General features: G+C 62.7%; 21 protein-coding genes and 2 riboswitches. Of the genes, 19 read left to right on the top strand and 2 right to left on the bottom strand.

Features of this window, described 5'->3' with window-relative positions:
• The first annotated feature begins 24 nt into the window (after nucleotides 1-24).
• From FH975_RS05590 to FH975_RS05580, 3 genes are all read left to right on the top strand, one after another.
• Nucleotides 25-744: a hypothetical protein gene (locus FH975_RS05590; protein WP_162320447.1), complete on the top strand. Its 720-nt coding sequence runs from the start codon at nucleotides 25-27 to the stop codon at nucleotides 742-744.
• Nucleotides 741-1,334, top strand: coding sequence for an OmpA family protein (locus tag FH975_RS05585; protein WP_162320446.1), 594 nt, complete (start codon nucleotides 741-743; stop codon nucleotides 1,332-1,334). The genes FH975_RS05590 and FH975_RS05585 overlap by 4 nt, the downstream gene beginning before the upstream one ends.
• A gap of 80 nt (nucleotides 1,335-1,414) precedes the next feature.
• The gene (locus tag FH975_RS05580) at nucleotides 1,415-2,260 is read left to right on the top strand and encodes a hypothetical protein (RefSeq protein ID WP_162320445.1); all 846 of its coding nucleotides are present in this window, start codon (nucleotides 1,415-1,417) and stop codon (nucleotides 2,258-2,260) included.
• 147 nt (nucleotides 2,261-2,407) lie between these two features.
• Here FH975_RS05580 and FH975_RS05575 read toward each other — a convergent pair whose 3' ends face one another.
• A complete protein-coding gene (locus FH975_RS05575; RefSeq protein WP_162320444.1) occupies nucleotides 2,408-3,550 on the bottom strand; it encodes a hypothetical protein in 1,143 nt (380 codons plus the stop codon).
• A gap of 172 nt (nucleotides 3,551-3,722) precedes the next feature.
• Nucleotides 3,723-5,555: a proline--tRNA ligase gene (locus FH975_RS05570; RefSeq protein ID WP_162320443.1), complete on the bottom strand. Its 1,833-nt coding sequence runs from the start codon at nucleotides 5,553-5,555 to the stop codon at nucleotides 3,723-3,725.
• A 51-nt stretch (nucleotides 5,556-5,606) separates the two neighbouring features.
• On the opposite strand from FH975_RS05570, the gene FH975_RS05565 reads away from it, so the two are divergent.
• The 16 genes from FH975_RS05565 to gcvT all read left to right on the top strand — a co-directional run bounded on the left by FH975_RS05565 (nucleotide 5,607) and on the right by gcvT (nucleotide 24,279).
• Entirely contained in the window at nucleotides 5,607-6,191 is a 585-nt protein-coding gene (locus FH975_RS05565) for a ribosome maturation factor RimP (protein ID WP_162320442.1), read from the top strand.
• A 22-nt stretch (nucleotides 6,192-6,213) separates the two neighbouring features.
• A complete protein-coding gene (gene nusA, locus FH975_RS05560) occupies nucleotides 6,214-7,182 on the top strand; it encodes a transcription termination factor NusA (RefSeq protein ID WP_162320441.1) in 969 nt (322 codons plus the stop codon).
• Nucleotides 7,183-7,222: 40 nt separating this feature from the next.
• Complete coding sequence (locus FH975_RS05555) at nucleotides 7,223-7,510, top strand: YlxR family protein (protein WP_162320440.1); 288 nt, start codon at nucleotides 7,223-7,225, stop codon at nucleotides 7,508-7,510.
• 140 nt (nucleotides 7,511-7,650) lie between these two features.
• Nucleotides 7,651-10,428, top strand: a complete 2,778-nt coding sequence (gene infB / locus FH975_RS05550) for a translation initiation factor IF-2 (protein ID WP_162320439.1) — start codon at nucleotides 7,651-7,653, stop codon at nucleotides 10,426-10,428.
• A gap of 91 nt (nucleotides 10,429-10,519) precedes the next feature.
• Nucleotides 10,520-10,990 (top strand): 30S ribosome-binding factor RbfA, encoded by a 471-nt coding sequence (gene rbfA / locus FH975_RS05545; protein WP_162320438.1) that lies wholly within the window; start codon nucleotides 10,520-10,522, stop codon nucleotides 10,988-10,990.
• A 17-nt stretch (nucleotides 10,991-11,007) separates the two neighbouring features.
• Entirely contained in the window at nucleotides 11,008-12,033 is a 1,026-nt protein-coding gene (gene truB / locus FH975_RS05540; protein WP_162320437.1) for a tRNA pseudouridine(55) synthase TruB, read from the top strand.
• Between the two features lie 5 nt (nucleotides 12,034-12,038).
• Nucleotides 12,039-12,395, top strand: coding sequence for a hypothetical protein (locus FH975_RS05535; RefSeq protein WP_162320634.1), 357 nt, complete (start codon nucleotides 12,039-12,041; stop codon nucleotides 12,393-12,395).
• On the top strand, nucleotides 12,377-12,835 hold the full coding sequence (locus tag FH975_RS05530) for a hypothetical protein (RefSeq protein ID WP_328821791.1): 459 nt from the start codon (nucleotides 12,377-12,379) through the stop codon (nucleotides 12,833-12,835). Before FH975_RS05535 ends, FH975_RS05530 begins: the two co-directional genes overlap by 19 nt.
• A 10-nt stretch (nucleotides 12,836-12,845) precedes the next feature.
• Complete coding sequence (locus FH975_RS05525) at nucleotides 12,846-13,853, top strand: bifunctional riboflavin kinase/FAD synthetase (RefSeq protein WP_328821790.1); 1,008 nt, start codon at nucleotides 12,846-12,848, stop codon at nucleotides 13,851-13,853.
• Nucleotides 13,850-14,707: a class I SAM-dependent methyltransferase gene (locus FH975_RS05520; protein WP_162320435.1), complete on the top strand. Its 858-nt coding sequence runs from the start codon at nucleotides 13,850-13,852 to the stop codon at nucleotides 14,705-14,707. The genes FH975_RS05525 and FH975_RS05520 overlap by 4 nt, the downstream gene beginning before the upstream one ends.
• Nucleotides 14,708-14,802: 95 nt before the next feature.
• Nucleotides 14,803-15,069 (top strand): 30S ribosomal protein S15, encoded by a 267-nt coding sequence (gene rpsO, locus FH975_RS05515; protein ID WP_138252848.1) that lies wholly within the window; start codon nucleotides 14,803-14,805, stop codon nucleotides 15,067-15,069.
• Nucleotides 15,070-15,390: 321 nt separating this feature from the next.
• Nucleotides 15,391-17,655, top strand: a complete 2,265-nt coding sequence (locus tag FH975_RS05510) for a polyribonucleotide nucleotidyltransferase (protein WP_162320434.1) — start codon at nucleotides 15,391-15,393, stop codon at nucleotides 17,653-17,655.
• 134 nt (nucleotides 17,656-17,789) lie between these two features.
• A complete protein-coding gene (locus tag FH975_RS05505) occupies nucleotides 17,790-18,194 on the top strand; it encodes a cupin domain-containing protein (RefSeq protein ID WP_235928465.1) in 405 nt (134 codons plus the stop codon).
• Nucleotides 18,184-20,043: a serine hydrolase gene (locus FH975_RS05500; RefSeq protein WP_162320433.1), complete on the top strand. Its 1,860-nt coding sequence runs from the start codon at nucleotides 18,184-18,186 to the stop codon at nucleotides 20,041-20,043. Before FH975_RS05505 ends, FH975_RS05500 begins: the two co-directional genes overlap by 11 nt.
• Nucleotides 20,036-20,144, top strand: a riboswitch (glycine riboswitch). Its footprint overlaps the gene before it by 8 nt.
• Before the next feature lie 4 nt (nucleotides 20,145-20,148).
• A riboswitch (glycine riboswitch) is annotated at nucleotides 20,149-20,234 on the top strand.
• Nucleotides 20,235-20,281: 47 nt separating this feature from the next.
• Complete coding sequence (gene gcvP / locus FH975_RS05495; protein WP_162320432.1) at nucleotides 20,282-23,152, top strand: aminomethyl-transferring glycine dehydrogenase; 2,871 nt, start codon at nucleotides 20,282-20,284, stop codon at nucleotides 23,150-23,152.
• Nucleotides 23,152-24,279 (top strand): glycine cleavage system aminomethyltransferase GcvT, encoded by a 1,128-nt coding sequence (gcvT, locus tag FH975_RS05490; RefSeq protein ID WP_162320431.1) that lies wholly within the window; start codon nucleotides 23,152-23,154, stop codon nucleotides 24,277-24,279. Before gcvP ends, gcvT begins: the two co-directional genes overlap by 1 nt.
• Nucleotides 24,280-24,288 lie beyond the last annotated feature (9 nt).

Below are 24,288 nucleotides of genomic sequence, written 5' to 3'. Positions count from 1 at the left end.
CGACACTCTACGAAAGGACAGGCCATGAACACCGCAGGTCATTCGCTGCTCAGCGGGGGGATCGGGCTTATTGCCGTTGCAGCCCTGGGGCTGACAGGTTGCTCACCTGATCAGGAATCCGCCCAGTTCGAGGACACCGAGACAGCATCTGCTCAGGAAGCGGAAGCGCAGGAGGACACCTCGACGGAGGAGGAGACCGACAACGACGGGCCCAGTGACGCTGAGGAAGCCGACGACGCTGAGGAGCAGGCTGCTGAGGGGACAGCGGTCCAGACTTCTGAAGGTCCCATTGACCCGGACGATGCCCTCCACACGGTGGAGTACAGCCTCCCCAGCACGAATATCGACGGCACGATGACTCTTGGGCTGCACCGCCTCCAGGTGCGGGACAATACTCTGGAGCTGCTGCTGACCTTCACGCCCGAGTTTGATCAGCACGACACTCATACTCTCTACGGATTGCACGGAAACAACGGGGCGCTGGCAAAGCCCGCCCTCTTTGATCGCGAAAACCTCAAGCAGTACTCCTCCTTGCGCAGCGACCGAGGTGTCGCCTGGGAGACCGACGTCGTCGGCCCCCGTGTGGCCTCCGGTGAATCCATCGCCTTCTGGGCCACCTTCGCCGTGCCCGAAGACGATATAGACACCATCAACGTGGGCATTCCCGCAGCCCCCGAATTCGAAGATGTGGAAATCGACTGGGGCGAGGCTGAGCCCGCCGAGGCGGGAGATGAGGACCAATGAGCACGAAGTTCACTATGCGGGCGATCGCCGGCGTGGTGTTGACCGCCTCGTTCATGCTCCCGCTGACAGCTGCAGCGGCTGAAGGTGATCAGGAGGTGCAGCAGAAACCCGAGCCGCCCGGTGACGTAACATCCGGCATGCTCGCTGACTCGGTGACACGTTTTGGACCCGTCATCACCCCATACTCAACCGAAGGCACAATCGACGAGCTGGGTGGGGGTGAGTCGGATGAGCAAGATGTCCTGGTACTCGAAGCTGACCTGCTGTTCCGCTCCAACGAATGGGATTTGCCGCCCAATGCCGTAGAGCCGATAGCCGAGCTGGCCGAAGTCGTGCCAGAAGGAGCTTCCGTCGACGTCCACGGACACACCGACTCCCTGCCCGTCGACGAATCCCAGTTTGATTTCGATAACCGTGAACTGTCGGAAAACCGCGCCCAAGCCGTGGCCGATGCGCTCGCTGAGGAACGCCCGGACCTGACGTTGAATGTTGAAGGATTTGGTGATGAACAACCGGCAGTCCGGGAGGACCCAGAAGACTCCAGCACTTTCGCAGCAAATCGAAGGGTAGAGCTCCGCTACGGCGACTGACCTGCACATCACGAGGTGGAGACCAGAATCTCGGCGCGTGCAACCGGCTGGAGACCGTCTCTATGGCGATACTGGAGCTGATGAGACCTGCCCGATTCTGGACGGCTTTGCCGCTAATTGCCCTCACGCTCACCGGTTGCGAAGACACCCCGGAAGCTGACGGCTCCCCACTGGGTGGGGGGTCCCTGGACAGTTCAGTGGCGGAGGCGCAGGTAACTGCACCTGAGCCTCGAGGCCAGCAGCTGTCGCACCCTGAGATGGTCGAGGCGTTGGAGTCCACGCTGAGCTCGGCAACGATCACCGACACTGACGATTGGTGGCCGAACCTGCGCGATCTCAACCGCGAACTGCAGCGCTTGGAGGTACAGCCGGTCGACTGCAAGCCCTATGTCACCGCCTCGGCCCTTCCCATGCCCGCCGGAGCACTGGGAGCGCTCGCGGAATCTGCCGACTCGCAAACCGTGATCTACACCTTTGAAGACTCCACCGCCGCCGAGGACTACATGGATTCCGAACGTGCAGGTGTCGAGCGCTGCGCCGAACACAAGGTAGTCCGAGACCTCGGCGAAGATGAGGCGCAGGCTGAGACCACGCTGACCGAGTTGCGCGTGCGCACCGGTGCGCAGGACGCTCTGGCAGTCGGCAGGGTGATGGAGGCCTCAGACATCACCCAGCGTGACCTTACGGTGCTTCTGCGCCAGGGCCCGCATGCAGTGCTCGCCGCTGAGCAGGAAGACCCCGATGCGGAGCAGGAGGACGCCATCGCCGAACTCGAAGCCCGAGCCGCTGAAGTCCTTTCAACGTTGATCGGTGAGGAGATCGTTGCTCCCGAACCTGAGCCTGAACCGGAAGATGAGTCAGAGGATGAGCCGGAGGAGGATTCTGAGTCCGAGGAAGAGGGAGAACCCGAGGGTGAAAACGACTGACCCCTCCTCGCTGTGCAGCCCGTCGTTATACCCGGGCCTGTGCATCTGACACTCCGTTATCGCGCCGTGTGAAGTCAATAAGCCGATGTCAAAGAGTGTGCACCGTGGAACCAGCACCTTGCCCATGCCCTTTGAGATCAAACCCCTTTAGGCAACGCGCGGCACGCCCGAGTCGGTGAGGATGCCACGTAGCCGCTCCGGTGACCGCAGATCATTCCAGTCCCAGCGCACAACCCGGTAGCCCTGCTGTTCGATACGGCGTTCGCGCGTCTTCTCATGGATGACGACGTCCACTGCATGCGTCCCGGTGAGGTCTCTGGCGCGTGTGTACTTCATATGACCATCGAACTCGCCGACTAACCGTGCCTCTTCCCAGCAGAAGTCCGCTCGGTAGCGCGTCCCATCAGGGGTGGTGATGCTGTGTTGAAGCGTCGGAACCCTGAACCCCAACTGGGAGATGCGCAGGCGTGAGAGGGACTCTCCCGGAGATTCTGAAAGCGGGTCAGCGAACTTTATCGCTCGAAGCCACCGTGTCTGCGCCCGCAGGCTCGGGATGGACCGCAGCCAGGGATTGAAGGCGCTGCGGTCCAAGCTCTGGCCACGGTGGCGCCCCGCGAGCACGGCATCGAGAATGATCACCCCCGCCGACATATCTGACCGACACACCGTATCCACCACACACAGAGGCAGAGGCTCCACCTGGAGCCGAATGCCGCCAGGGTCAAAGCGTTCTCCGAATGAGGGCGTGAGGTTCTGCAGAATCTCGGAGTAATCGCCCTCGATCCGGGGGTCCAACCCCCGCCGCAGACTCTCCCGGAATCTCAACGGATACTGGACCCTCTTGGTGTCAACACCTTTGAAGCGGCGGAGCCACGCCTCGCCGCTTGGCTCTTCTCCGAATGTCTGGTGCCATGTTCTGGCCAGGGAGGACCGTGGCGCCGCTCCGGTGATGGCAGCACGGCCACGCCGCCCACACTGGCCATTATTGTGCGTCCTCACATGCACGGTCTGAGGCACCTCTAGTAGTGGAACCCCATAGAGGGCAAGTGCGGTTTCGCGGCAGAAGATTTCTTGGCCCCGCGCCAACCCCGTAGCCACTGTCGCGATGAGATGCCGATCCCAGGGCGGGCTGCGCAACCAATCGGAGGCGGAGAAGTAGCAGCCGCGCCGAACTCTGACAAGCTCCGCACGGTTGACCCGGTGCCGGAGCCTGTGTGCTGCATTGTCATCGTCCATGCTGAGCACCTGCAGCAGAGTGCTGCGCGTTGACGACCCATTCACTGTAGTCATAGGTACAGAATGACTCAGTTTGATCGTGTTTGGCGCAGCTCTATGGGATCTGTGGAAAAGGTGGGGAACCCTCCCGCTTTTACCCTGCCCTACCGGAAAAACCTCATGCAATAGCGCAGCGTCATTCCATCAAGGCAGGGTAAAACGGCGAAGGAGGTGTGGAGCACGCAGCTCACCTCAGCGAGCCGGCACGCTCCACCAGATGGGGCACCACGGCTGCTAGCTCTATGTTCTCCGCCTCGCCGGTGCGGCGATCCTTCACCTCAATGTGGCCCTCCGCCAAGCCGCGGCCCACCACCACGATCGTAGGCACCCCCAGCAGTTCGGCATCGCCGAACTTCACACCTGGGGACACCTTGGGACGGTCATCGTAGATCACCGACAACCCTGCGGCCTCCAAGTCTCCGGCCAGGGTCTCCGCAGCCTCGAAGACCTCAGTGCCCTTGCCTGTGGCCACCAGGTGTACATCCGCCGGAGCCACAGCTGCGGGCCAAATGATGCCTCTGTCGTCGTGGTTCGCCTCCACCAGTGCAGCCAGGGCGCGGGTCACCCCGAAGCCGTAGGAGCCCATGGCAACAGTGGTCTGCTTGCCATTCTCATCGAGGACCTTCAGTCCCAACACCTCGGAGAAGTACCTGCCCAGCATGAAGATGTGTCCGAGCTCGATCCCGCGCCGGGCGGTCAGGGGCCCGGAGCCGTCAGGTGCAGGATCACCGTCACGGACCACCACGGACTCGATGGTGTCGTCCCAGGTGAAGTCACGTCCGGCCACCAGACCGAACACGTGCTGATCAGCCTCATTCGCCCCGGTGATCCAGCGGGTGCCCTCCACAATCCGCGGATCTGCCAGGTACGGGATCCCGGTGGCGGAGTCCTTGCCCAGGTGAGGGGCATCCAGACTCAACCCGGGCCCAATGTAGCCGCGCACCAGGTCAGGATGCTGAGCAAAATCACCTGACTCGGCAGCCTCCACGGAGACTTCACCATCGATGCCCAGGGTGCTGCCGATAGTCACCTCAGCCCGTTTGAAGTCGACGTCGCGGTCACCTGGGACGGCGATGATCGCGACTTTGCGTTCTCCATCCGGCGTGATCACAGCAACGACGACGTTCTTCAACGTATCTGCAGCAGTCCACTGCCGGTCCTGACGCGGCTGGTGGGTGTTCGCAGCATCCACCAGGGTCTGGATCGTATCGGTGCCGGGGGTGTGGTGCACCACAGCGGCGGGGGCGTCGTCGTAGTTTTGGGGCTCAGGCGGGACGCTGGTGACTGCCTCTACGTTGGCCCGGTAACCACCCGGGGATTCCACGAAAGTGTCCTCTCCGATATCGCACGGGAAGAGGAACTCCTCAGACGCCGAACCACCCATGTTGCCGTTGTCTGCGGAGACTGGCACAGCGGGCAGCCCGAGCCGCTCAAAGATCCGCACATAGGCGGCACGGTGGGCATCATAGGCTGCTCGCTGATCCTCATCGGTGACGCAGAAGGAGTAGGAGTCCTTCATCACGAACTCGCGCCCACGCAGCAGCCCAGCCCGGGGGCGCGCCTCATCGCGGTACTTGGTCTGGATCTGGTACAGATTCACCGGCAGGTCCTTATAGGAGCTGTACAGGTCCTTCACCAGGAGGGTGAAGACCTCCTCATGGGTGGGTGCCAACAGATAGTTGGGTTTGCGCACCCTGGGCTCGATCTCCTCTGACTTACGGTCCCCGAGTACAAAGATGCCGTCGCCGTAGGTCTTCCACCGGCCGGAAATTTCGTAGGGCTCTTTGGGCAGCAGGGCGGGAAAGTGCACCTCTTGCGCCCCAATGGCATACATCTCCTCGCGCACAATCTGCTCAAGCCGGCGCAGTACGCTCAACCCCAGTGGCAGCCAGGAGTAGATCCCCGGCGCAGCACGGCGGATGTAGCCGCCGCGGACCAGCAGGCGGTGGCTGGCAACTTCGGCATCAACGGGGTTGTCGCGCAATGTGCGCAGGAAAAGATGAGACAGGCGTGTGGTCATGAGGACGAGTCTAGTCGGGCAGAGCTGGCATTGTTTGGCAGAATGGAACACATGGCAGTCCCACCACGTCCCCCCGAAGACCAACGGTTTCAAGACGCGCGCGCCGAGAAGCTGGCCGCTCTGATCGAACCCACTGTGGCCGCGCATGGGCTGTATGTTGACGAGGTCGCCGTGACCACCACTGGTCAGCGGACCGTGCTGCAGGTCTGCGTGGACTACCAGGAGGGCACAGAAAATGTGGACTTGGACACCATTGCAGGAGTTTCCGAAGCGCTCTCGGTGGTGCTGGACCAGGGGGAGCAGGACGACGCCGCCGCAGCACCCCTGGCGGCCCTGGACACCTATGATCTTGAGGTCAGCACCCCGGGCGCCACTCGTCCGCTGACCGAGCCGCGCCACTTCCGCAGAAATATCGGCCGGCTGCTGGAGATCGACAGAACTGCAGAGGAACGCTCTGGAGGCGCGCCAGCGATGACTGCTCGTCTCCAGGAGGTCGACGATGAGGGCATCGTGGTCGCAGAGATCAAGCCCCCACCTAAGAAGGGGATGAAACCAAAAGTGGGGCCGGACACTCATATCAGCTTCAGGTCCATCGCCCGGGCTCGTGTCCAGGTAGAGTTTTCACATAAAGACTGAAGAAGGTTGACCGGAGGCACAAGTGGATATCGATATGAGCGCCCTGCGCATGCTGGTCCAAGAGCGTGACATACCTCTCGAACGGCTGATGCCTGCTATTGAACAGGCTCTGGTGCTCGCATACCACAAGAGCCCGGGAGCACTGCAGCACGCCCGCGCAGAGATTGATGAGAAAAACGGGCACGTGACGATCTTGGCCAAGGAGATGGACGAAAACGGCCAGGTGATCGGCGAATTTGACGACACACCGAAGAACTTCGGACGAGTAGCTGCGTCCACGGCTCGGCAAGTCATTATGCAGCGCATTCGTGATGCAGAAGATGAAGGCGTAATCGGTGAGTTCAAGTCCAAAGAAGGTGAGCTGGTCTCTGGGATCGTCCAGCAGGACCGCAACCCGCACACCGTGAAGGTGGACATCGGTGGAGTAGAGGCCGACCTGCCTGCCCAGGAACACGTCCCGGGGGAGTCCTATGTGCACGGCTCGCGACTGCGTGCCTTCGTGGTGGATGTCCACCGCGGATTCAAGGGCCCACAGATCACCCTGTCCCGGTCCCACCCAGGATTGGTCAAGAAACTCTTCTCCCACGAGGTCCCGGAAATTGCAGATGGTTCGGTTGAGATCACCTCGATCGCCCGTGAGGCCGGGCACCGGACTAAAATTGCGGTCCGTGCCACCCAGTCTGGGATCAACGCTAAGGGCGCCTGCATCGGCGCGATGGGGTCGCGCGTGCGGGCGGTGATGAGTGAACTCAACGACGAAAAGATCGACATCATCGATCACAGCGATGAACCGTCACGACTGATCGCCAATGCGCTGTCTCCAGCAAAGGTGAGTTCAGTCACAGTGTTGGATGAGGCCACCCGCTCGGCACGCGTCGTCGTCCCTGAATATCAGCTGTCGCTGGCCATCGGAAAAGAGGGGCAGAATGCCCGGCTCGCGGCCAAGCTGACCGGCTGGCGGATTGACATCGTCTCGGATTCGGCGGCCTGAGGCTCAGGCCGCAGGTTCTTGACCGCACTGATAGACTCTTATGGTCCCAATCAGGACGTGTGTCGGCTGCCGATCGCAGACTGAGCAGGACAGTGCCGTACGTTTCGTGCTCGACGGCGATCAGGTTGTCCTGGATGCCGAGCGGAAAATGCCGGGCCGTGGAGCCTGGCTGCACCGCAGTCGACAATGTTTCGAGGCCGCGCTGAACCGAAGGTCCTTCAACCGGGCCTTCCGGAAGCCGGTCGCCACAGCACAGTTAGCGTTCGAAGACATCGAACAATTGACCACAGCGACGAAGGCGGGTTGGAAAGAGATGAACACCCGATGAGCACCGACGGATGAGCTCCCTATCATGAGCGCCATTCACCGTTCGGAAATCAATCATGCTAAACGGCCTGATTCGATGAGCCGCTAACGTCAAGCCCCGCTTGGCTGGCGGGGCATCGCGCGGGCCAGACAAGGAGAACAGTGGCCAAGGCCCGCGTACATGAGATTGCCAAAGATATTGGCGTCTCATCAAAAGAAGCACTAGCAAAGCTCCAAGAGATGGGTGAGTTCGTAAAGTCCCCGTCATCTACTGTTGAGCCCCCCGTAGCGAAGAAGTTGCGTGCTGCGTTCCCCCAGGCCGAACAGCCTGTGGAGAAGCCGGCCGCAAAGCCCGCGCCCAAAAAACCGGGTGTTCCCGGTGGAGCAAAGCCGGGCCCAGCACCCAAGCCCGAAGCGGCCAAGCCGGCACCCGCCGAGCCAGAGCCCGCACAGCCTGAGCCTTCACAGCCGGCACCTGCACCTGAACCGACAGAGCCCGCCGCAGAGAAGCCTCAGACACCGGAACCGTCCTCCTCAGCCCCCAAGCCAGGCGGCCCCAAGCCACCCGCGCCCGGACCTAAGCCTGGTGGGCCAAAGCCCCCCGCCGCTAGACCAGGTGGCCCCAAACCACGCAGCGGAGGAAACAACCCCTTCGGACTGGCTTCAGAGCGTGAAAACGCCCGCCCGAGCGGACCCCGCCAAAGCAGCGGCGGCCCGCGGCCAGGCGGCCCCCGCCCCGGAAACAACCCCTTCGCGCCCCGTCAGGGAATGCGCGGCGGAGAACGTGGCGGAGATCGCGGCTCAGCCGGACCACGCCCAGGTGCACGGCCAGGAGCTCCACGCCCTGCCGGCACCGAAGGAAACCGTCCAGCGGCACCGCGCCCCGGAGCACCCAAACCATCAATGATGCCAGGCCAGTCGCCCGCGCCAAGCCGTGGCAACGCACCCGGAGGCCCTCCAGCAGGGGGACCTCCACGTGGACGAAGCGGCGGTCGTGGCCGCGGTGGAGCAGCAGGCGCATTCGGTCGTGGCGGCTCCAAGTCCAAGGCACGCAAGTCCAAGCGCGCAAAGCGCCAGGAGCTTGAGCAGAAGCACACTCGCGAAATCGGCGGCGTGCGCGTGCCCAAGGGGGACGGCAGCACGGTGGTGAAGCTGCGCCGCGGTTCGTCCCTAGGTGACTTCGCAGAGAAGATCAACGCCGAGCCGGCAGCACTCATCACAGTGATGATGAAGCTCGGGGAAATGGCGACGGCCAACCAGTCCCTCGATGAGGAGACATTCCACCTGCTGGGTGAAGAACTCGGCTACAGGGTGGAGATTGTCTCCCCAGAGGATGAGGACCGGGAACTGCTGGAGTCGTTCGACATCAATCTGGATGACGAGGCAGCCGACGAATCCGCTGAGGACATGGAAGCCCGCGCCCCAGTGGTGACTGTCATGGGCCACGTGGACCACGGTAAGACCCGCCTGCTGGACGCTATCCGGTCCTCCAAGGTGACCGAAGGTGAGGCCGGAGGCATCACCCAGCACATCGGTGCTTACCAGGTGGAAGTCCCCCATGAAGGCCAGCAGCGTTCCTTGACCTTTATCGACACCCCCGGTCACGAGGCGTTCACCGCCATGCGTGCCCGTGGTGCGAAAGTCACCGATATTGCTGTGCTTGTGGTCGCTGCCGACGATGGCGTGATGCCACAGACAGTTGAGGCTCTCAACCACGCCAAGGCCGCAAATGTGCCTGTGGTGGTGGCGGTCAACAAGATCGACAAAGAGGGCGCAGCCCCGGACAAGATCCGTGGTCAGCTCACCGAATACGAACTGATCCCCGAAGAGTACGGCGGCGATGTCATGTTCGTGGACGTCTCGGCGATCCAGAACATCAACATCGATGAGCTCCTGGAAGCTGTTCTGCTGACCGCAGACGCAGCCCTGGAACTCACCGCGAACCCTTCGAAGGCAGCACGTGGTGTGGCCATCGAAGCGAACCTCGACAAGGGTCGCGGCGCCGTCGCGACAGTCCTGGTGCAGTCCGGAACCCTGCGGGTCGGTGACAACATGGTGGCAGGCACCGGCTTCGGCCGCGTCCGAGCCATGTTCGATGACACCGGTGAAGCAGTGGAGGAGGCAACTCCTTCCCGGCCGGTCCAGGTCCTGGGTCTGTCGACGGTGCCGAGGGCCGGTGACAGTTTCCTTGTCACCGGCGACGACCGGACGGCACGGCAGATCGCTGAAAAGCGTGAAGCAGCCGAGCGGAACGCCCTGCTGGCGAAGCGCCGCAAGCGCATCACCCTGGAAGATTTCGACCAGGCAGTTGCCGACGGCAAGATCGACACTTTGAACCTGATCCTCAAGGGAGACGTTTCGGGTGCAGTGGAGGCCCTGGAAGATGCGCTGTTGAAGATCGACGTCGGAGCCGATGTGCAGCTGCGGGTCATTCACCGCGGCGTTGGAGCGATCACTCAGAACGACGTCAACCTGGCCACAGTGGACAACGCGGTCATCATCGGCTTCAACGTCCGCCCCGCCGAGCGCGTCACCAGCCTGGCTGACCGTGAAGGCGTTGATATGCGCTTCTACTCGGTCATCTACGCGGCGATTGACGACATCGAATCGGCGCTGAAGGGCATGCTCAAGCCAGAGTACGAGGAGGTGCAGCTCGGCAGCGCAGAAATCCGCGAGGTCTTCCGCTCCTCCAAGTTCGGCAACATTGCAGGTTCAATCGTTCGCTCCGGCATCATCCGCCGCAACGCCAAAGCGCGGCTCGTTCGCGACGGCAATGTGGTCGGTGACAACCTCACCATCGAGTCGTTGCGCCGCTTCAAGGACGACGCCACCGAAGTCCGTGACGGATTCGAATGTGGTATCGGCCTCGGCAGCTTCAATGACGTCCGAGAAGGCGACATGGTCGAAACCTGGGAGATGCGCGAAATCCCGCGCACCTAAATTAAGCGTCGGAAGGCTTTCGGCCGGTCGCAGGACCCCTGTCCTGTAGGCCGGCCGAAAGGCTCACGACAGCAGAGCTGAGGAGGCATCTATGGCAGATCCAGCACGCGCATCGCGTCTGGCGTCCCGCATCAAAGTGATCGTGGCCGAGGCCCTGCGGACCCGCGTCAAGGACGACCGTACGGAGATGATCACCATCACCGACGCCCGCGTCACTAACGACTTGCAGCACGCCACGCTGTACTACACAGTCCTCGCTGAGGACGACGAGGCCAAACAGGCCGCCATCGAACTGCTCTGGGCAAGCCGTGGGGTACTCCGTCACGAAGTGGGTCGGCAGCTGAGCATCCGGCTGACCCCCACTCTCGAGTTCACCGCAGACGAGATCCCCGAATCAGCGGCACACTTGGAAGATCTGCTCAAGAAGGCCCGCGAGCAGGACGAACAGGTCCGGGCCCTCCGTGAAGGCGCACAGCCGGTGAACGAGTCTCCGTATCGTTCCGATGCTGACGCAGGGGAGGCCAACGCCGAAGGCGACCGCCCCTCACCCGAAGACCGCTAAGCAGAGTCAGCGGCACTGTGGCAAAGAAGCAACGCCCTGAAGAACTGGAGGTCGGTTCCGGTCTTGTCCTCGTGGACAAGCCGGCCGGCTGGACCAGTCATGACGTCGTCGGACGCATTCGGAAGCTCGCCGGAACCCGCAAAGTCGGCCACGCAGGCACCCTGGACCCCATGGCCACTGGCGTGCTCGTCGTCGGCATCAACCGTGCCACCCGTCTGCTCACCCACATCGTGGGAGTCAGCAAAAACTACACCGCCACTATCCGGCTCGGGCAGGACACCACCACCGACGACGCCGAGGGCGAGATTCTCTCCACCCGTTTCGCCAATGCGCTCACCCGTGAAGAGATCGACCGGGCTGCGGCGACACTGACCGGTGAGATCATGCAGGTGCCCAGCACCGTCAGCGCCATCAAAGTCGACGGTCGGAGAGCCTATGACAGAGCCCGCTCTGGAGAAGATGTGGAGCTCAACGCCCGCCCAGTCACGGTCCATCAGTTCATGATCGGTGAGATCAGGCGCATCGACGGCGGCAAAATGGTGGACGTCGATGTCGATGTCTCCGTATCTTCCGGCACCTATGTGCGCGCTCTAGCCCGGGACCTCGGGGAGTTGCTGGACACTGGCGGGCACCTGACCGCGCTGCGCCGGACTGCTGTGGGACCCTATCGGGTGGATCAGTGTCTTACGGTGGAGCAGCTGGCTGAAGATTTCGGTTACATCGGCCTAGCAGAGGCGGCCGGACAACTCTTTCCAGCTCGTCAGGTGACCGCCGAGGAAGCTGAGCATCTGCGACACGGCCGGCGGATTACCGCCAGCGCATCCCCGGAACTGACGGCAAGGGAATCCGCCGAAGCCTCCGAGATCATCAGTCCGACGCGTGAGACGCTCACCGCCGCCTTCGATCCCGACGGAGAGCTGGTGGCCCTGCTCCAGGACATCCCTGCCAAGCCGGGGGCGTCGTCGTCGCCTGATGCTGCCCAGGCTGCCACAGTCGGCCCGCAGGCTCTTCAAGCTAAACCAGAGCTAGTGTTTGCGCTGTGACCGCAATGTTCCTCCTGGGCACCGTAATCTGTGCCCTCTCCACGCTGATCTGTTGGACAATGACAGCCGTGCGCGCTCATCCGGCGGATTCGTCCATCATCAGTTTGGCCGCTATTGAGCTGTACCTGATCGTGTACGGCATCTACGCGGGTGTGCGGCAGGCCATGGGGGCCTCCATCGCCGGTGAAGCGTGGGAGTTTTGGGGGTACATTCTGACCGCCCTGATGTTGCCGGTAGGTGTTTTCATCTGGGCGATGGTCGACAAGACACGCTGGTCTAATCTTGTGATGAGCTTTGTCGGGCTTGTGGTGTTTGTCATGGTGTACCGCATGGAGGAGATCTGGTGGGGAAGCGCACTGTAGTACCTGATGGCGCAGCAGCAGCGACGCCGGCTAAGAGTCCCCGCAACCGGGGAGTCGGGATGTTGATCATCACCGCCTACGGCATCTTCGCTGTCAGCGCCTTTGCCCGGGCCTTCTACCAAATCACACCCTTCCCACAGGAAGGTAAGGTGCAGTTCGTTGACGCGCCTTTGGCTCTGAGTCTTTCCGCGTTCGCAGCCGCGGTCTATGTTGTGGCCACCCTGGCCCTAGCGCGCACATCTGCGACCGCCTGGAGAGTCGCACTGGTCGCCGTACTGATCGAGATGTTCGGGGTGATAGGTGTAGGTACCTGGACACTGATCCAACCAGAGCTGTTTGAGGTTGCCACCGTCTGGGGAGGCTTTGGCCGGGACTATGGGTACATTCCTCTGGTCCTCCCGTTCGTGGGGCTTTTCTGGCTCTTCCGTCACCGGCCGTAGGATAGACGCCGTGCATATCTACTATGGGCTCGACGACGTCCCCGCCGACCTGGGCGCCACCGTGCTCACCATCGGTAATTTCGACGGGGTGCACCGCGGTCACCAGCAGGTTCTGACGCAGCTGAATGAGAGCGCCCGCCGCCGCAATGCGGCTTCGGTGGCGTTGACTTTCGACCCGCACCCAGCGCTGCTCCATCGCCCTGAATCGGCACCGGAACTGCTGACCGGGCTCGGGGAGAAGCTTGCGCGCCTTGATGCTAGCGGTGTGGATGCGGCACTCGTGCTGAACTACAACACCCAGTTGGCCAGCCACACGGCGGAAGACTTCGTCCGTCGGTACTTTGTGGAAGCGCTGCACCCGGTGGCTGTGGTGATCGGCCGTGATGTGCGTTTCGGACGCCAGAATGAGGGTGACTTCACCACTATGGTTCAGCTGGGGGAGAAGTTCGGGTTCGAGGTGATCGGAGTTGACGACTACCCCGTGGAGGTATCCTCCGGCGAAGAATCCTCCGAACGGTGCTCTTCCACTGCGATCAGACAGGCCCTCCAGAATGGTGACGTGGTATCGGCCGCACGGATGCTCGGGCGCCAACATGCAGTGGTCGGAGAAGTCGTCCATGGGCAGGCCCGCGGTCGCGAGCTCGGATTTCCCACAGCCAATCTCTCCCAGGAAGCCGAAGGGATGGTTCCCGCAGACGGTGTCTATGCCGGATGGGTGACCGACAATCACCACCACCGGTGGCCGGCCGCCATCTCAGTCGGCTCGAACCCAACGTTCGACGGCCTCATCCGGGTGGTCGAAGCTCATGTGCTGGACAGACCGGATGAGCAGGTGGAGGACTTTGACCTCTACGGCCAACGTCTCCGGGTGGAGTTCGTCGGCCGGTTGCGCGGCATGGTGGCCTACGAAGGCGCCGCGAAGCTCGTTGAGCAGATGCACAAGGACGTCCAGGACGCCCAAGAAGTGCTCAACGCCGCCCGCAGCTCTGCCGCTGTCGCCGCTCTCCGCGCGGAATGACTCGGCCCAACCTTCCCAAACGCCGCTCTGACGGTCAGCCCCTGATTGTGTCCGAGCAGCGCCGCAAGGAGCTGGGCGGGTCTTTCGCTAGTGCACAGGCCGCCGCCGAGGCGGGAGAGTACGACGCCCTCCGCCCCCGGTACCCAGAGCAGGCCGTGAAAGATCTCCTCGCCTTGGTCCGTTTCAGGGCGGGCTATGACTTCCAGCATGAGGCGTTTCCGAGGGTGGTCGAATTCGGCGCGGGGACAGGCATCTTCACTCGCCAGCTGCTGGCAGCAGGTGCGCGGGTGCACGCCGTGGAGCCCAGCGCGCCTATGCTCGAAATCCTGCTGGAGACCTCCCGCGAATTCGGGTCCGACTCCACGGTCCATGGCCACTGCGCGTCTTATGAAGAAACGGGACTGCCCGGCGCGTGTGCGGATCTGGTGGTTGCCGCTCAAGCCTGGCACTGGTTCGACCCAGCACATGCGCAGACCGAGGCTGCCCGGTTGCTCAAGCCCCACGGGACGCTCGCACTGATCTGGAACTATCTGGACACCAGTGACAGCACTGTGCACCGGCTGACCCGCATTATGCGCGCTGGTGATGTCTACCGCCCCGACTGGCGGCCGAGCCTGAACCCGGAGCTCTTCTCCCCGGCCAGCAGCACTGAGTACCGCTGGAAGCGGACCTTGAAGGTCACCGAGATCCTCCGCTACGCCACCACATTGAGCTCATGGCTTTCCGCCGATGACGTTGAACGCGCTAAGCGCAGAACCAACCTGGAAGACTTCCTGCTCCGGGAGAGAGGCCTCGCCCCGGAGGACTCTGTGGTGCTCCCGCAGATCACCGCGCTGCACATGTCCACCCGGTGAGGTAGGCTGGTAAGTCGCTGAGCTGCAGTCCGCGGTGGCCGGCACCGGGTAAGACCGGATCCCTGAACGCGGCACGACATTCAAGGAGCTTTTCCATGGCTTTAGATCCCGCTGTGAAACAGCAGATCATCGAAGAGTACGCCACTCACGAGGGCGACACCGGTTCACCTGAGGTTCAGGTCGCAGTTCTGACCCGTCGGATCTCCGACCTCACTGAACACCTCAAGGAGCACAAGCAGGATCACCACACCCGCCGTGGTCTGATGATCCTCGTCGGCCGTCGTCGTCGTTTGCTGAAGTACCTCGAGCGCAAGGACATCACGCGATTCCGTGACCTCAAGAAGCGTCTCGGCATCCGCTGATTTTCGGTCAAGCACCGACACCAAGCACAGTGATGGGCGGCTCCTTTCGGGGCCGTCCATTGTTGTATGAGACACTGTGATAAGCCAATGCAGCTGATGAACCGACGACGACGCATGGTCCGGTCTTCGGTAGTGGCTTACGGGAGTGCGTGAGTGCACCCGCACCCGTGGGCTTCGATCGATGACCGCCTTGCTCCGGTTCGGCTCGTATGACACTGAAGATGCTTCAGTGCGCTGTGTTGGCACACCTATGGGAGTTCTGCTCCCACGCCAACAAAGGGAACCAATCCCTTAAAGCAATACGAAAGGAAACCCCACCCTATGCAGGGACCTGAGGTTCACACTGCCGAAGCCGTGATTGACAACGGCAAGTACGGCACATCAACAATTCAATTCGAGACCGGACGGTTGGCCAAACAGGCCGCCGGTTCGGCGCTGGTCACTCTGGACGAGGAGACAACGCTGCTCTCGGCAACGAGCGTCGGCAAGTCCCCCAAGGAGGGCCTCGATTTCTTCCCGCTGACCGTGGACGTCGAAGAGCGTATGTACGCTGCCGGCCGGATCCCCGGAAGCTTCTTCCGCCGCGAGGGACGCCCCTCAACTGACGCGGTCCTGGCCTGCCGTCTGATCGACCGCCCGCTGCGGCCAGCCTTCACCAAGGGCATCCGCAACGAGGTGCAGATCGTTGAGACGGTGTTGTCCATCAACCCTGATGACTTGTACGACGTCGTGGCGATTAACGCCGCGTCCATGTCCACTCAGCTCTCCGGACTCCCGTTCTCCGGTCCCATCGGCGGTGTCCGTGTGGCACTGATCGACGACGGAGACGGCGCGCAGTGGGTCGCTTTCCCCAAGCACTCTCAGTTGCAGACCGCCGTGTTCGACATGGTGGTCGCTGGCCGGATCGTCGGCGACGATATCGCGGTGATGATGGTCGAGGCTGAGGCCACCGATGACTCCTGGAAGCTCATCAAGGAGCAGGGTCGCACTGCTCCCACCGAGGAGATCGTGGCTGAGGGCCTGGAGGCTGCGAAGCCCTTCATCAAGGTCCTCTGCGAAGCCCAGGCTGATCTTGCCGCCCGCGCCGGCAAGGACCCGGTCGAGGTGCCGCTGTTCCAGGATTACCAGGATGATGTCCTGCAGGCGGTCAAGTCCGCCGCTGAGGAGAAGTTGTCCAGCATCTACCAGATTGCCGACAAACAGCAGCGTGAGACCGCCGACGGTGAGCTCAAGGCCGAACTGGTTGAGCAGCTGGCTGGCGAAGGCAAGGAATTCGAAGGCCGCGCAGGTGAGGTCGGCAAGGCACTGTCATCAGTGACCAAGCAGGTTATCCGCCAGCGCATCCTTCGGGACCAGGTCCGCATCGATGGACGTGGTCTGGCCGATATCCGCCAGCTCACCGCTGAAGTTGAGGTTCTGCCCCGTGTTCACGGATCAGCGATCTTTGAGCGCGGCGAGACTCAGATCATGGGTGTCACCACGCTGAACATGCTGAAGCTGGAGCAGAGCATCGACAGTCTCTCTCCGGAGACCAAGAAGCGCTACATGCACAACTACAACTTCCCGCCCTACTCCGTGGGTGAGACCGGGCGTGTGGGGTCACCTAAGCGCCGCGAAATCGGTCACGGTGCGCTCGCAGAGCGGGCCATGGTTCCGGTGCTGCCTTCGCGTGAAGAGTTCCCCTACGCCATCCGGCAGGTCTCCGAAGCCTTGGGTTCCAACGGCTCCACCTCCATGGGCTCGGTCTGTGCCTCCACGCTGAGCTTGCTCAACGCTGGTGTGCCACTACGCGCTGCCGTTGCTGGCATCGCCATGGGTCTGGTCTCCGACGAGGTCGACGGGGAGACGCGCTACGCGGCTCTGACCGACATCTTGGGTGCAGAGGACGCCTTCGGCGATATGGACTTCAAAGTCGCCGGTACCTCTGAATTCATCACCGCCATCCAGCTGGACACCAAACTGGACGGTATCCCCGCCAGCGTGCTGACTGCGGCTCTGAAGCAGGCCCGCGAGGCTCGCCTGCACATCCTCGGCGTCATCGGCGCAGCCATCGATGCTCCAGACGAGATGAGCCAGTTCGCACCACGCATCATCAGCGTCAGCGTCCCGGTCGACAAGATCGGTGAGGTCATCGGCCCGAAGGGCAAGATGATCAACCAGATTCAGGAAGACACCGGAGCCGACATCTCCATCGAAGATGACGGCACCGTCCTGATCGGCGCCACCACTGGAGAAGCAGCCGACGCCGCCCGCGCAGCGATCAATGCAATCGCCAACCCGACTGTCCCCGAGATCGGCGAACGCTACCTGGGAACCGTGGTGAAGCTGACCACCTTCGGTGCGTTTATCAGCCTCACCCCCGGCAAGGACGGCCTGTTGCACATTTCCGAGTTGCGCAAGCTCAACGAGGGCAAGCGAGTCAACGATGTCGAGGATGTCCTCGGTGTGGGTCAGAAGATCCAGGTCGAGCTGTCCAAGATCGACGACCGCGGCAAGCTCAGCCTGATCCCGGTGGTCGATGAGACCGACTCCGGCGATGACAAAGAAAGCGTCAACCAGGTGATCGAAGAGTCGGACGAGGCCTAAAACGCCTCGGTCCGTCTTGAACTGACCGCCTGAGTAAAGAAGGCCGGCAGCGCCCCAACTGATGGGGAGGCTGCCGGCTTTCTGCATGCCCAGCCCACAGCACGTGCAGACTTACCGCCCTGTAGCGTGGAGGGATGGACTCAGCACCGAACGCCAGCAGCACGGACCCACAGTCGATGGTCATGACACCGGTGGACGTCCTAGCGCAGGCACCACCGGCCGTCCCAGACAGAGTGGCACCAGTCGCGAAGCGTCTTCTCCAGACAGAGGGCGCACATCTCATCGCCTTCACATTCGCCCCGGGCCAGTCGATGCCGGAGCACCAAGCGGCACATCCGATCACGGTCCAGTGCCTGAGCGGTCAGCTCACCTTCACGGTGGGGGATCAGACGGTCTCCCTGGAGCCCGGCGTCGTCATTCACGTACCAGCGCGGCTGCGGCACGAGGTCGAATGCCCACCGGCCACGAGCGGCCCCAGCGTCCTGCTGCTGACAATGCTCCCCGGTCACGCCACACCGCACAACGCCCATGAGCGGTGATCTGAACCAGCTCGGCACGCAGATCCGCCAGCTCACGGAGCAGCAGCCCTTCGCAGTGCACTGGCAGATCCGTTCGCTGGACCTCAAAAGCTCCCCGCAGAAGCAGCCGATAAGTGTCGGCGAAGGCGAGCACACCCAGCTCGCATCCTTCAGCACCCGCAAAGTGAGCCTGCTGATGTCCTGCCTGGCGCTGGTGCACCGCGGCGACCTTGCCCTGAATCAACGGCTCGTCATCACGGAGTCGCTGAAGGACGGTGTCCGGGCAGGCATCATGAAGGACCTCGCTCCTGGCGTGGAACTCAGCCTGGAGGATCACCTGCGGCAGATGATGATCACCTCAGACAACATCTGCACCCAGCTGATCTTCGAGGCCATCGCTCAGGCGACAGGGAATGCCCTGCAGTGGGTCAATGACTACTGTTCCTGGGTAGGGCTCAAGGCCACCATCCACCGCGAGGTCTTCCCCCGCAGCGGCGATCTGGACTGGCATCACGGCATCGAACACATGACAGTGACCACTCCAGCCGATCAGGCCACACTGCTCGAACTGCTGGGCAGAGCCACCTGGGATGCCGGTGTGGCAGATTCTCTCTGCCTAAGCCGGGAACTGTGCAGGTTCGCCATCATCCTGATGAGGACCATCTACACCCCGCTGCTGGGCGCGAGCACATCCACTGTAAGTTTCGCGGAGAAGAACGGTCGCGGCCTGCGCAGCCTCTCCCAGATTGGCCTGGCCCTGGATCCCGACGGAACACCTGGTGCCGCGGTAGCGGTCTTCGCTGAGCAGATCCCCACTCAGCTTCCCTGTGGCAGGCCGGGCAGGCTAGCAGCCTATGAACTCTTCTCCTCGATAGGCCAGTCTGTGGAGCACTGGTACCTCCAGGCCCCGCCCCGCATCCCGGAACGAGCCCAGCCAGCACCGGAGCTGACAACATTCGTCACAGCCAGCCTGGCGCAGGGCACGACGACGCCGCAGCACACCCACGCGCCCACCACCAGCCACCCCATGGCCGGAGTGGGCAAACTCTTTGCCGCGCTCACGATCGCCGAAAGCGCGGTGGAGGATTCCCAGCTGCTGAAGGCGCCAGTGACCATCACGGGCGAACACCGAAGACAAGCCGAGGTGGGGCCGCTGCGCACGCACACAGGTGACCTCACATTATGTGTCGGTGACGCTGTGGGGTTGATCATCGGCACCTGTGATGCGGCGGCAGCATTGGGGCTCAGAGCGTCGTTGGAGCAGCGGAATTTTGATCTGCTGGCCAAGGCTCGCAGCCTTGTGGAGAGGCTTTCCCACAGCGCCCCAGCCTTGAACCAGACGCTGATCGCTGGCTACGAGGATCCCCAGAACGCCACTGGGGACCTGCTCGAAGGCGTCACCTCTCCTCAGGACCTGGTGCGGCTGCTGGCCGCACTCGCCGAAGCCGGTGGGCTCACCGGATCAGTGGCGTCGGCGTCGTCCTCCCGCGCACAGGCATCGCCAGTGACTGGGATCAGGCGTGCGCCGGCGCACCGTGTACTTGGGTGGATGGCGCAGGTGTTTGAACCCGCCGGGCTTGCATATGGGCTTCCCGGATACGGCCCCAAGAGAGTTTCGCAGTGGAGCGTCTCAGGGTTGGAACTGCGCTCGGACACGGCTGGCCAGGGGTGGGCCTCGGTGCTGATCACTCGCCCGGACGGGACAGACTCTGACGCGGAGCTTGCCGTCGCGGCAGCTTTCCTCGCCGGCGGTGCTGAGGCGGAACCTGCACGTGGACTAGTGTTCTCCCAAGCCTTCGGAGACCTGGGCCTGGACGCGTACCGGGCGTGTGGCAAAATAGGGGCAACTGAATATAGGCCACGTCCCTGATGCGGGAGAGTCCGAACAGTTTCACACTGTTCGGCGCCGAAGGAGCAAGGAACCCCCTCCGAATCTCTCAGGCCAGTCCACTGAAGGACCGCAACGGGGTGGCAACTCTGGAAAATAGAGGAGGACGCCCCTCCTCTCACCGAAGGTGCAAGCCGACTTATGCGGCGAATCTCTCAGGTCCGAGCACAGAGCGAGGGGTACTGACCGCTAGCGCACCCCTGCCCGTAAGGTTGAGCCTATGACATATTCGATTCCCTCCGGATTTGCTTCCCGGCATATGGGTCCCACTGATGATTCAGCGCAGATCATGCTGAATACCCTCGGCCATGACTCGCTAACACAGCTCGTCGACTCTGCCGTCCCCGGGGGAATCCGACAGTCCGAGCCGCTGAACCTGCCCCCTGCGCTCTCCGAGCCGGAAGCACTTGCCGCGCTCCGCCGGTACGCGGCACAGAACCAGGTGAAGACGCAGATGATCGGCCAGGGTTACTACGGCACGCATACTCCCAGCGTGGTGCTGCGCAATGTCTTGGAGAATCCAGCCTGGTACACCGCATACACCTCCTACCAGCCGGAGATCAGCCAGGGCCGGTTGGAGGCGCTGTTGAATTTCCAGACAATGGTCGCCGACCTTACCGGCCTTGATATAGCTAACGCCTCGCTGTTGGATGAGGCATCAGCGGTGGCCGAAGCGATTCTGCTGATGCGCCGATCCAATAAGAAGCTTGCCGCCGCGAAGATCGTGGTCGACGCGGATGTCTTCCCGCAAACCCGTGCCGTCATCTCCGGGCGCGCAGAAGCTGTCGGTATCGAGCTTGAATTCAGCGACCTCCGTGAGGGTCTGCCCGGTGGTGAGATCTGCGGGCTGGTGCTGCAGCAGCCTGGCAATTCCGGTGCCGTCGTGGACCACAGTGAAGTGATCGCTGAAGCCAAGGAACGTGGAGCCTTGGTGACCGTCGCAGCCGATCTGCTCGCCCTGACCCTCATCACCGCACCAGGTGAGCAGGGCGCCGACATTGCTGTTGGCAGCTCCCAACGGTTCGGCGTCCCGCTGTTCTTCGGCGGCCCACACGCTGCGTACATGGCGGTGCGGTCCGGTCTTCAGCGACAGCTGCCGGGACGGTTGGTGGGTGTCTCAATGGACGCTGAGGAGCGCCCCGCCTACCGGCTGGCCCTTCAGACACGCGAACAGCACATCCGCCGGGAGAAAGCCACCTCCAACATCTGCACCGCTCAGGCACTCTTGGCCGTAGCCGCCTCCATGTATGGGGTCTACCACGGCCCTGAAGGCCTCACCCGCATCGCGGAGCGGGCACATAACCAGGCTCGGGCCCTTGCCGAGGTGCTGCGCGGAGCCGGATGGCAGCTGGTGAGTGATTCCTTCTTCGACACAGTGCAGGTTCGCTGTGACACATCCGAGCAGGCCCAGGCTCTGCTCGGCAAGGCTGAATCGGCGGGAATCAACCTCCGCCGGGTCAATGAGACCACGGTGGGTGTGAGCACCGATGAAACCACCACGACCCGGGAGATGTACCTGCTGGCCTATGCATTCGACCTTGTCGAGAAGCCCAGCCAGGCCGCAGAGCTCTACGACGGCGTGGAGTTCGAAGGTGACTATGCCTTTGACGATTCCCTGGCGCGCACCAGCGAGTTCATGACGCACCCCATTTTCCACTCCATCCGCTCTGAAACCCAGATGATGCGCTATCTGCGGCGCCTTGCCGACCGGGACCTCGCCCTGGATAGGACCATGATCCCGTTGGGGTCTTGCACGATGAAGCTCAATGCGGCCGCAGAGATGGAGGCCATCTCCTGGCCGGAGTTCGCGGGGATCCACCCCTACGCCCCGGAGCACCAGACGGCAGGATGGCGAGGAATGATTGCCGATTTGGAACAGCGGCTTACGGAGATCACCGGATACGCCGGGGTGTCGATCCAGCCCAATGCTGGCTCCCAGGGAGAGTACGCAGGGCTGCTTGCCATCCGGCAGTATCACCTGTCCAACGACGATTCCGCTCGGGACATTTGCCTGATCCCGGCCTCCGCACACGGCACCAACGCCTCCTCAGCGGTTTTGGCCGGACTGCAGGTGGCGGTGGTGGCCACCGCTGAGGACGGCACGATCGACCTGGCCGATCTCGACGCCAAGATCGAGCAGTACCCGGACCGGATCGCCGCGATCATGATCACCTACCCCTCCACCCATGGGGTCTACGAGGCTGACGTCCGTGAAGTCTGCCAGAAGGTCCACCAGGCCGGAGGCCAGGTCTACGTGGACGGGGCCAACCTGAATGCTCTGGTTGGGCTGGCTCAGCCCGGCGAGTTCGGCGGAGACGTGTCCCACCTGAATCTCCATAAAACGTTCTGCATCCCGCATGGCGGCGGTGGGCCAGGTGTGGGTCCGGTTGCGGTGGCTGAGCACCTGCTGCCTTTCCTGCCGGGCGGCCCGCATGATGCTGCCGGGCTCGCGCCGGTGACTGCCACGGCCTATGGCTCCGCTGGGGTTCTGCCGATCAGCTGGGCGTACTTGGCGATGATGGGCGCTGATGGGCTCACCAGCGCCACGGCGCACGCCTTGCTGAGCGCCAACTACATCTCCCGGAGGCTCGCCGACCACTACCCGACGCTCTACACCGGGGAGAACGGCCTGATCGCTCACGAGTGCATCCTGGATCTGCGCGAACTCACGAAAGCCAGCGGCATCACCGCGGAGGATGTGTGCAAGCGGCTGATCGACTACGGCTTCCATGCGCCTACCTTGGCGTTCCCCGTCGCGGGCACGCTCATGGTGGAGCCGACCGAGTCGGAGGACCTGGAAGAGATCGAACGGTTCATCGAGGCCATGATTGCCGTTCGCGCTGAGATACAGCAGGTGATCGACGGAGAGCACGAGGCTGCGCAGTCACCACTGCGCCACGCACCTCACCCGGCGGCGGTGGTGGCAACCGATCACTGGGACCGGGTCTACAGCCGGCAACAGGGTGCGTTCCCAGTCGCCACTCTTCGGCAGGACAAGTACTTCCCTCCGGTAAGCCGGATTGACGGCGCTCATGGTGACCGCAACCTGGTCTGCTCCTGCCCACCGCCTGAAGCCTTTGAGGTGAACTGATGACTGAACTGAAAGAGACCGCGCTCGCGGCCGAACATGAGGCGCTTGGTGCGTCCTTCACCGACTTCGGAGGGTGGCGGATGCCGCTGAAGTACTCCTCGGAGTTGGAAGAGCATCGAGCGGTGCGCAGCGCTGCCGGCATGTTCGACCTGTCGCATATGGGGGAGGTGAGGGTGATCGGCCCCGATGCCGCAACCTTCCTCAGTACTGCGCTGGTGGGCAATCTGTCCAGGATCGAACCGGGGAAGGCCAAGTACTCACTTATCTGCACCGAAGACGGGGGGATCATCGATGATCTGATCACCTACCGAATCGGTGAACAGGAGTACCTGGTGATCCCGAACGCGGCCAACCGTGAGACGGTAGCAGCTGCGCTGAGCGAACGGGCATCGGCCTTCGATGTGGAGATCTGGGACGAATCTGAGGGCATCAGCCTGATTGCGGTCCAGGGACCTGCCAGTGCGGCAATCGTGACATCCCTCGTGCGGGCCGATGAAATCGACCTGGTGGGGAACCTCTCCTACTACGCGCACACCACGGTGACCATCGGCGGGCAGGAGATCCTGCTGGCTCGCACCGGGTACACCGGGGAAGACGGCTTTGAACTCTATCTGCCCCATGACAAGGCGGGCGCGCTGTGGCGTGCCCTGTTAGAAGGTGGCTCTGACTTCGGGCTGACACCCTGCGGACTGGCCTGCCGAGATTCACTGCGCCTGGAAGCCGGTATGCCGCTCTACGGCAATGAGCTGACCACTTCTCGCAAGCCACAGGAAGCCGGGCTGCCGGTGGTCGCCTTCTCCAAGGAGGAGGACTTCGTGGGTCGGGCCGCCCTGGAGCAGGCGAAAGCCGACGGTGTGGGCAGGACCACGGGACAACGCCTAGTGGGCTTGAAGGCCTCCGGAAAGCGCGCCGCCCGCAAAGGACATGTCATCCAGAATCCGGATGGCATACCTATCGGCGAAATCACCTCCGGTGTGCCGAGCCCAACTCTCGGTCATGCCATTGCGATGGGCTATGTGGAGGTGGCCTACACAGAGCCAGGTACCGAGCTTCAGGTGGACGTTCGTGGCAAACCCATAGCCTTCGAAGTCACCAAGCCCCCCTTCTACAAAAGGGACGCAAACTAGCAGCCCCTG

The organism is Nesterenkonia haasae, assembly GCF_010119385.1.
GTDB lineage: Bacteria > Actinomycetota > Actinomycetes > Actinomycetales > Micrococcaceae > Nesterenkonia > Nesterenkonia haasae.
This window is presented reverse-complemented; position numbering and strand designations above follow the sequence as displayed.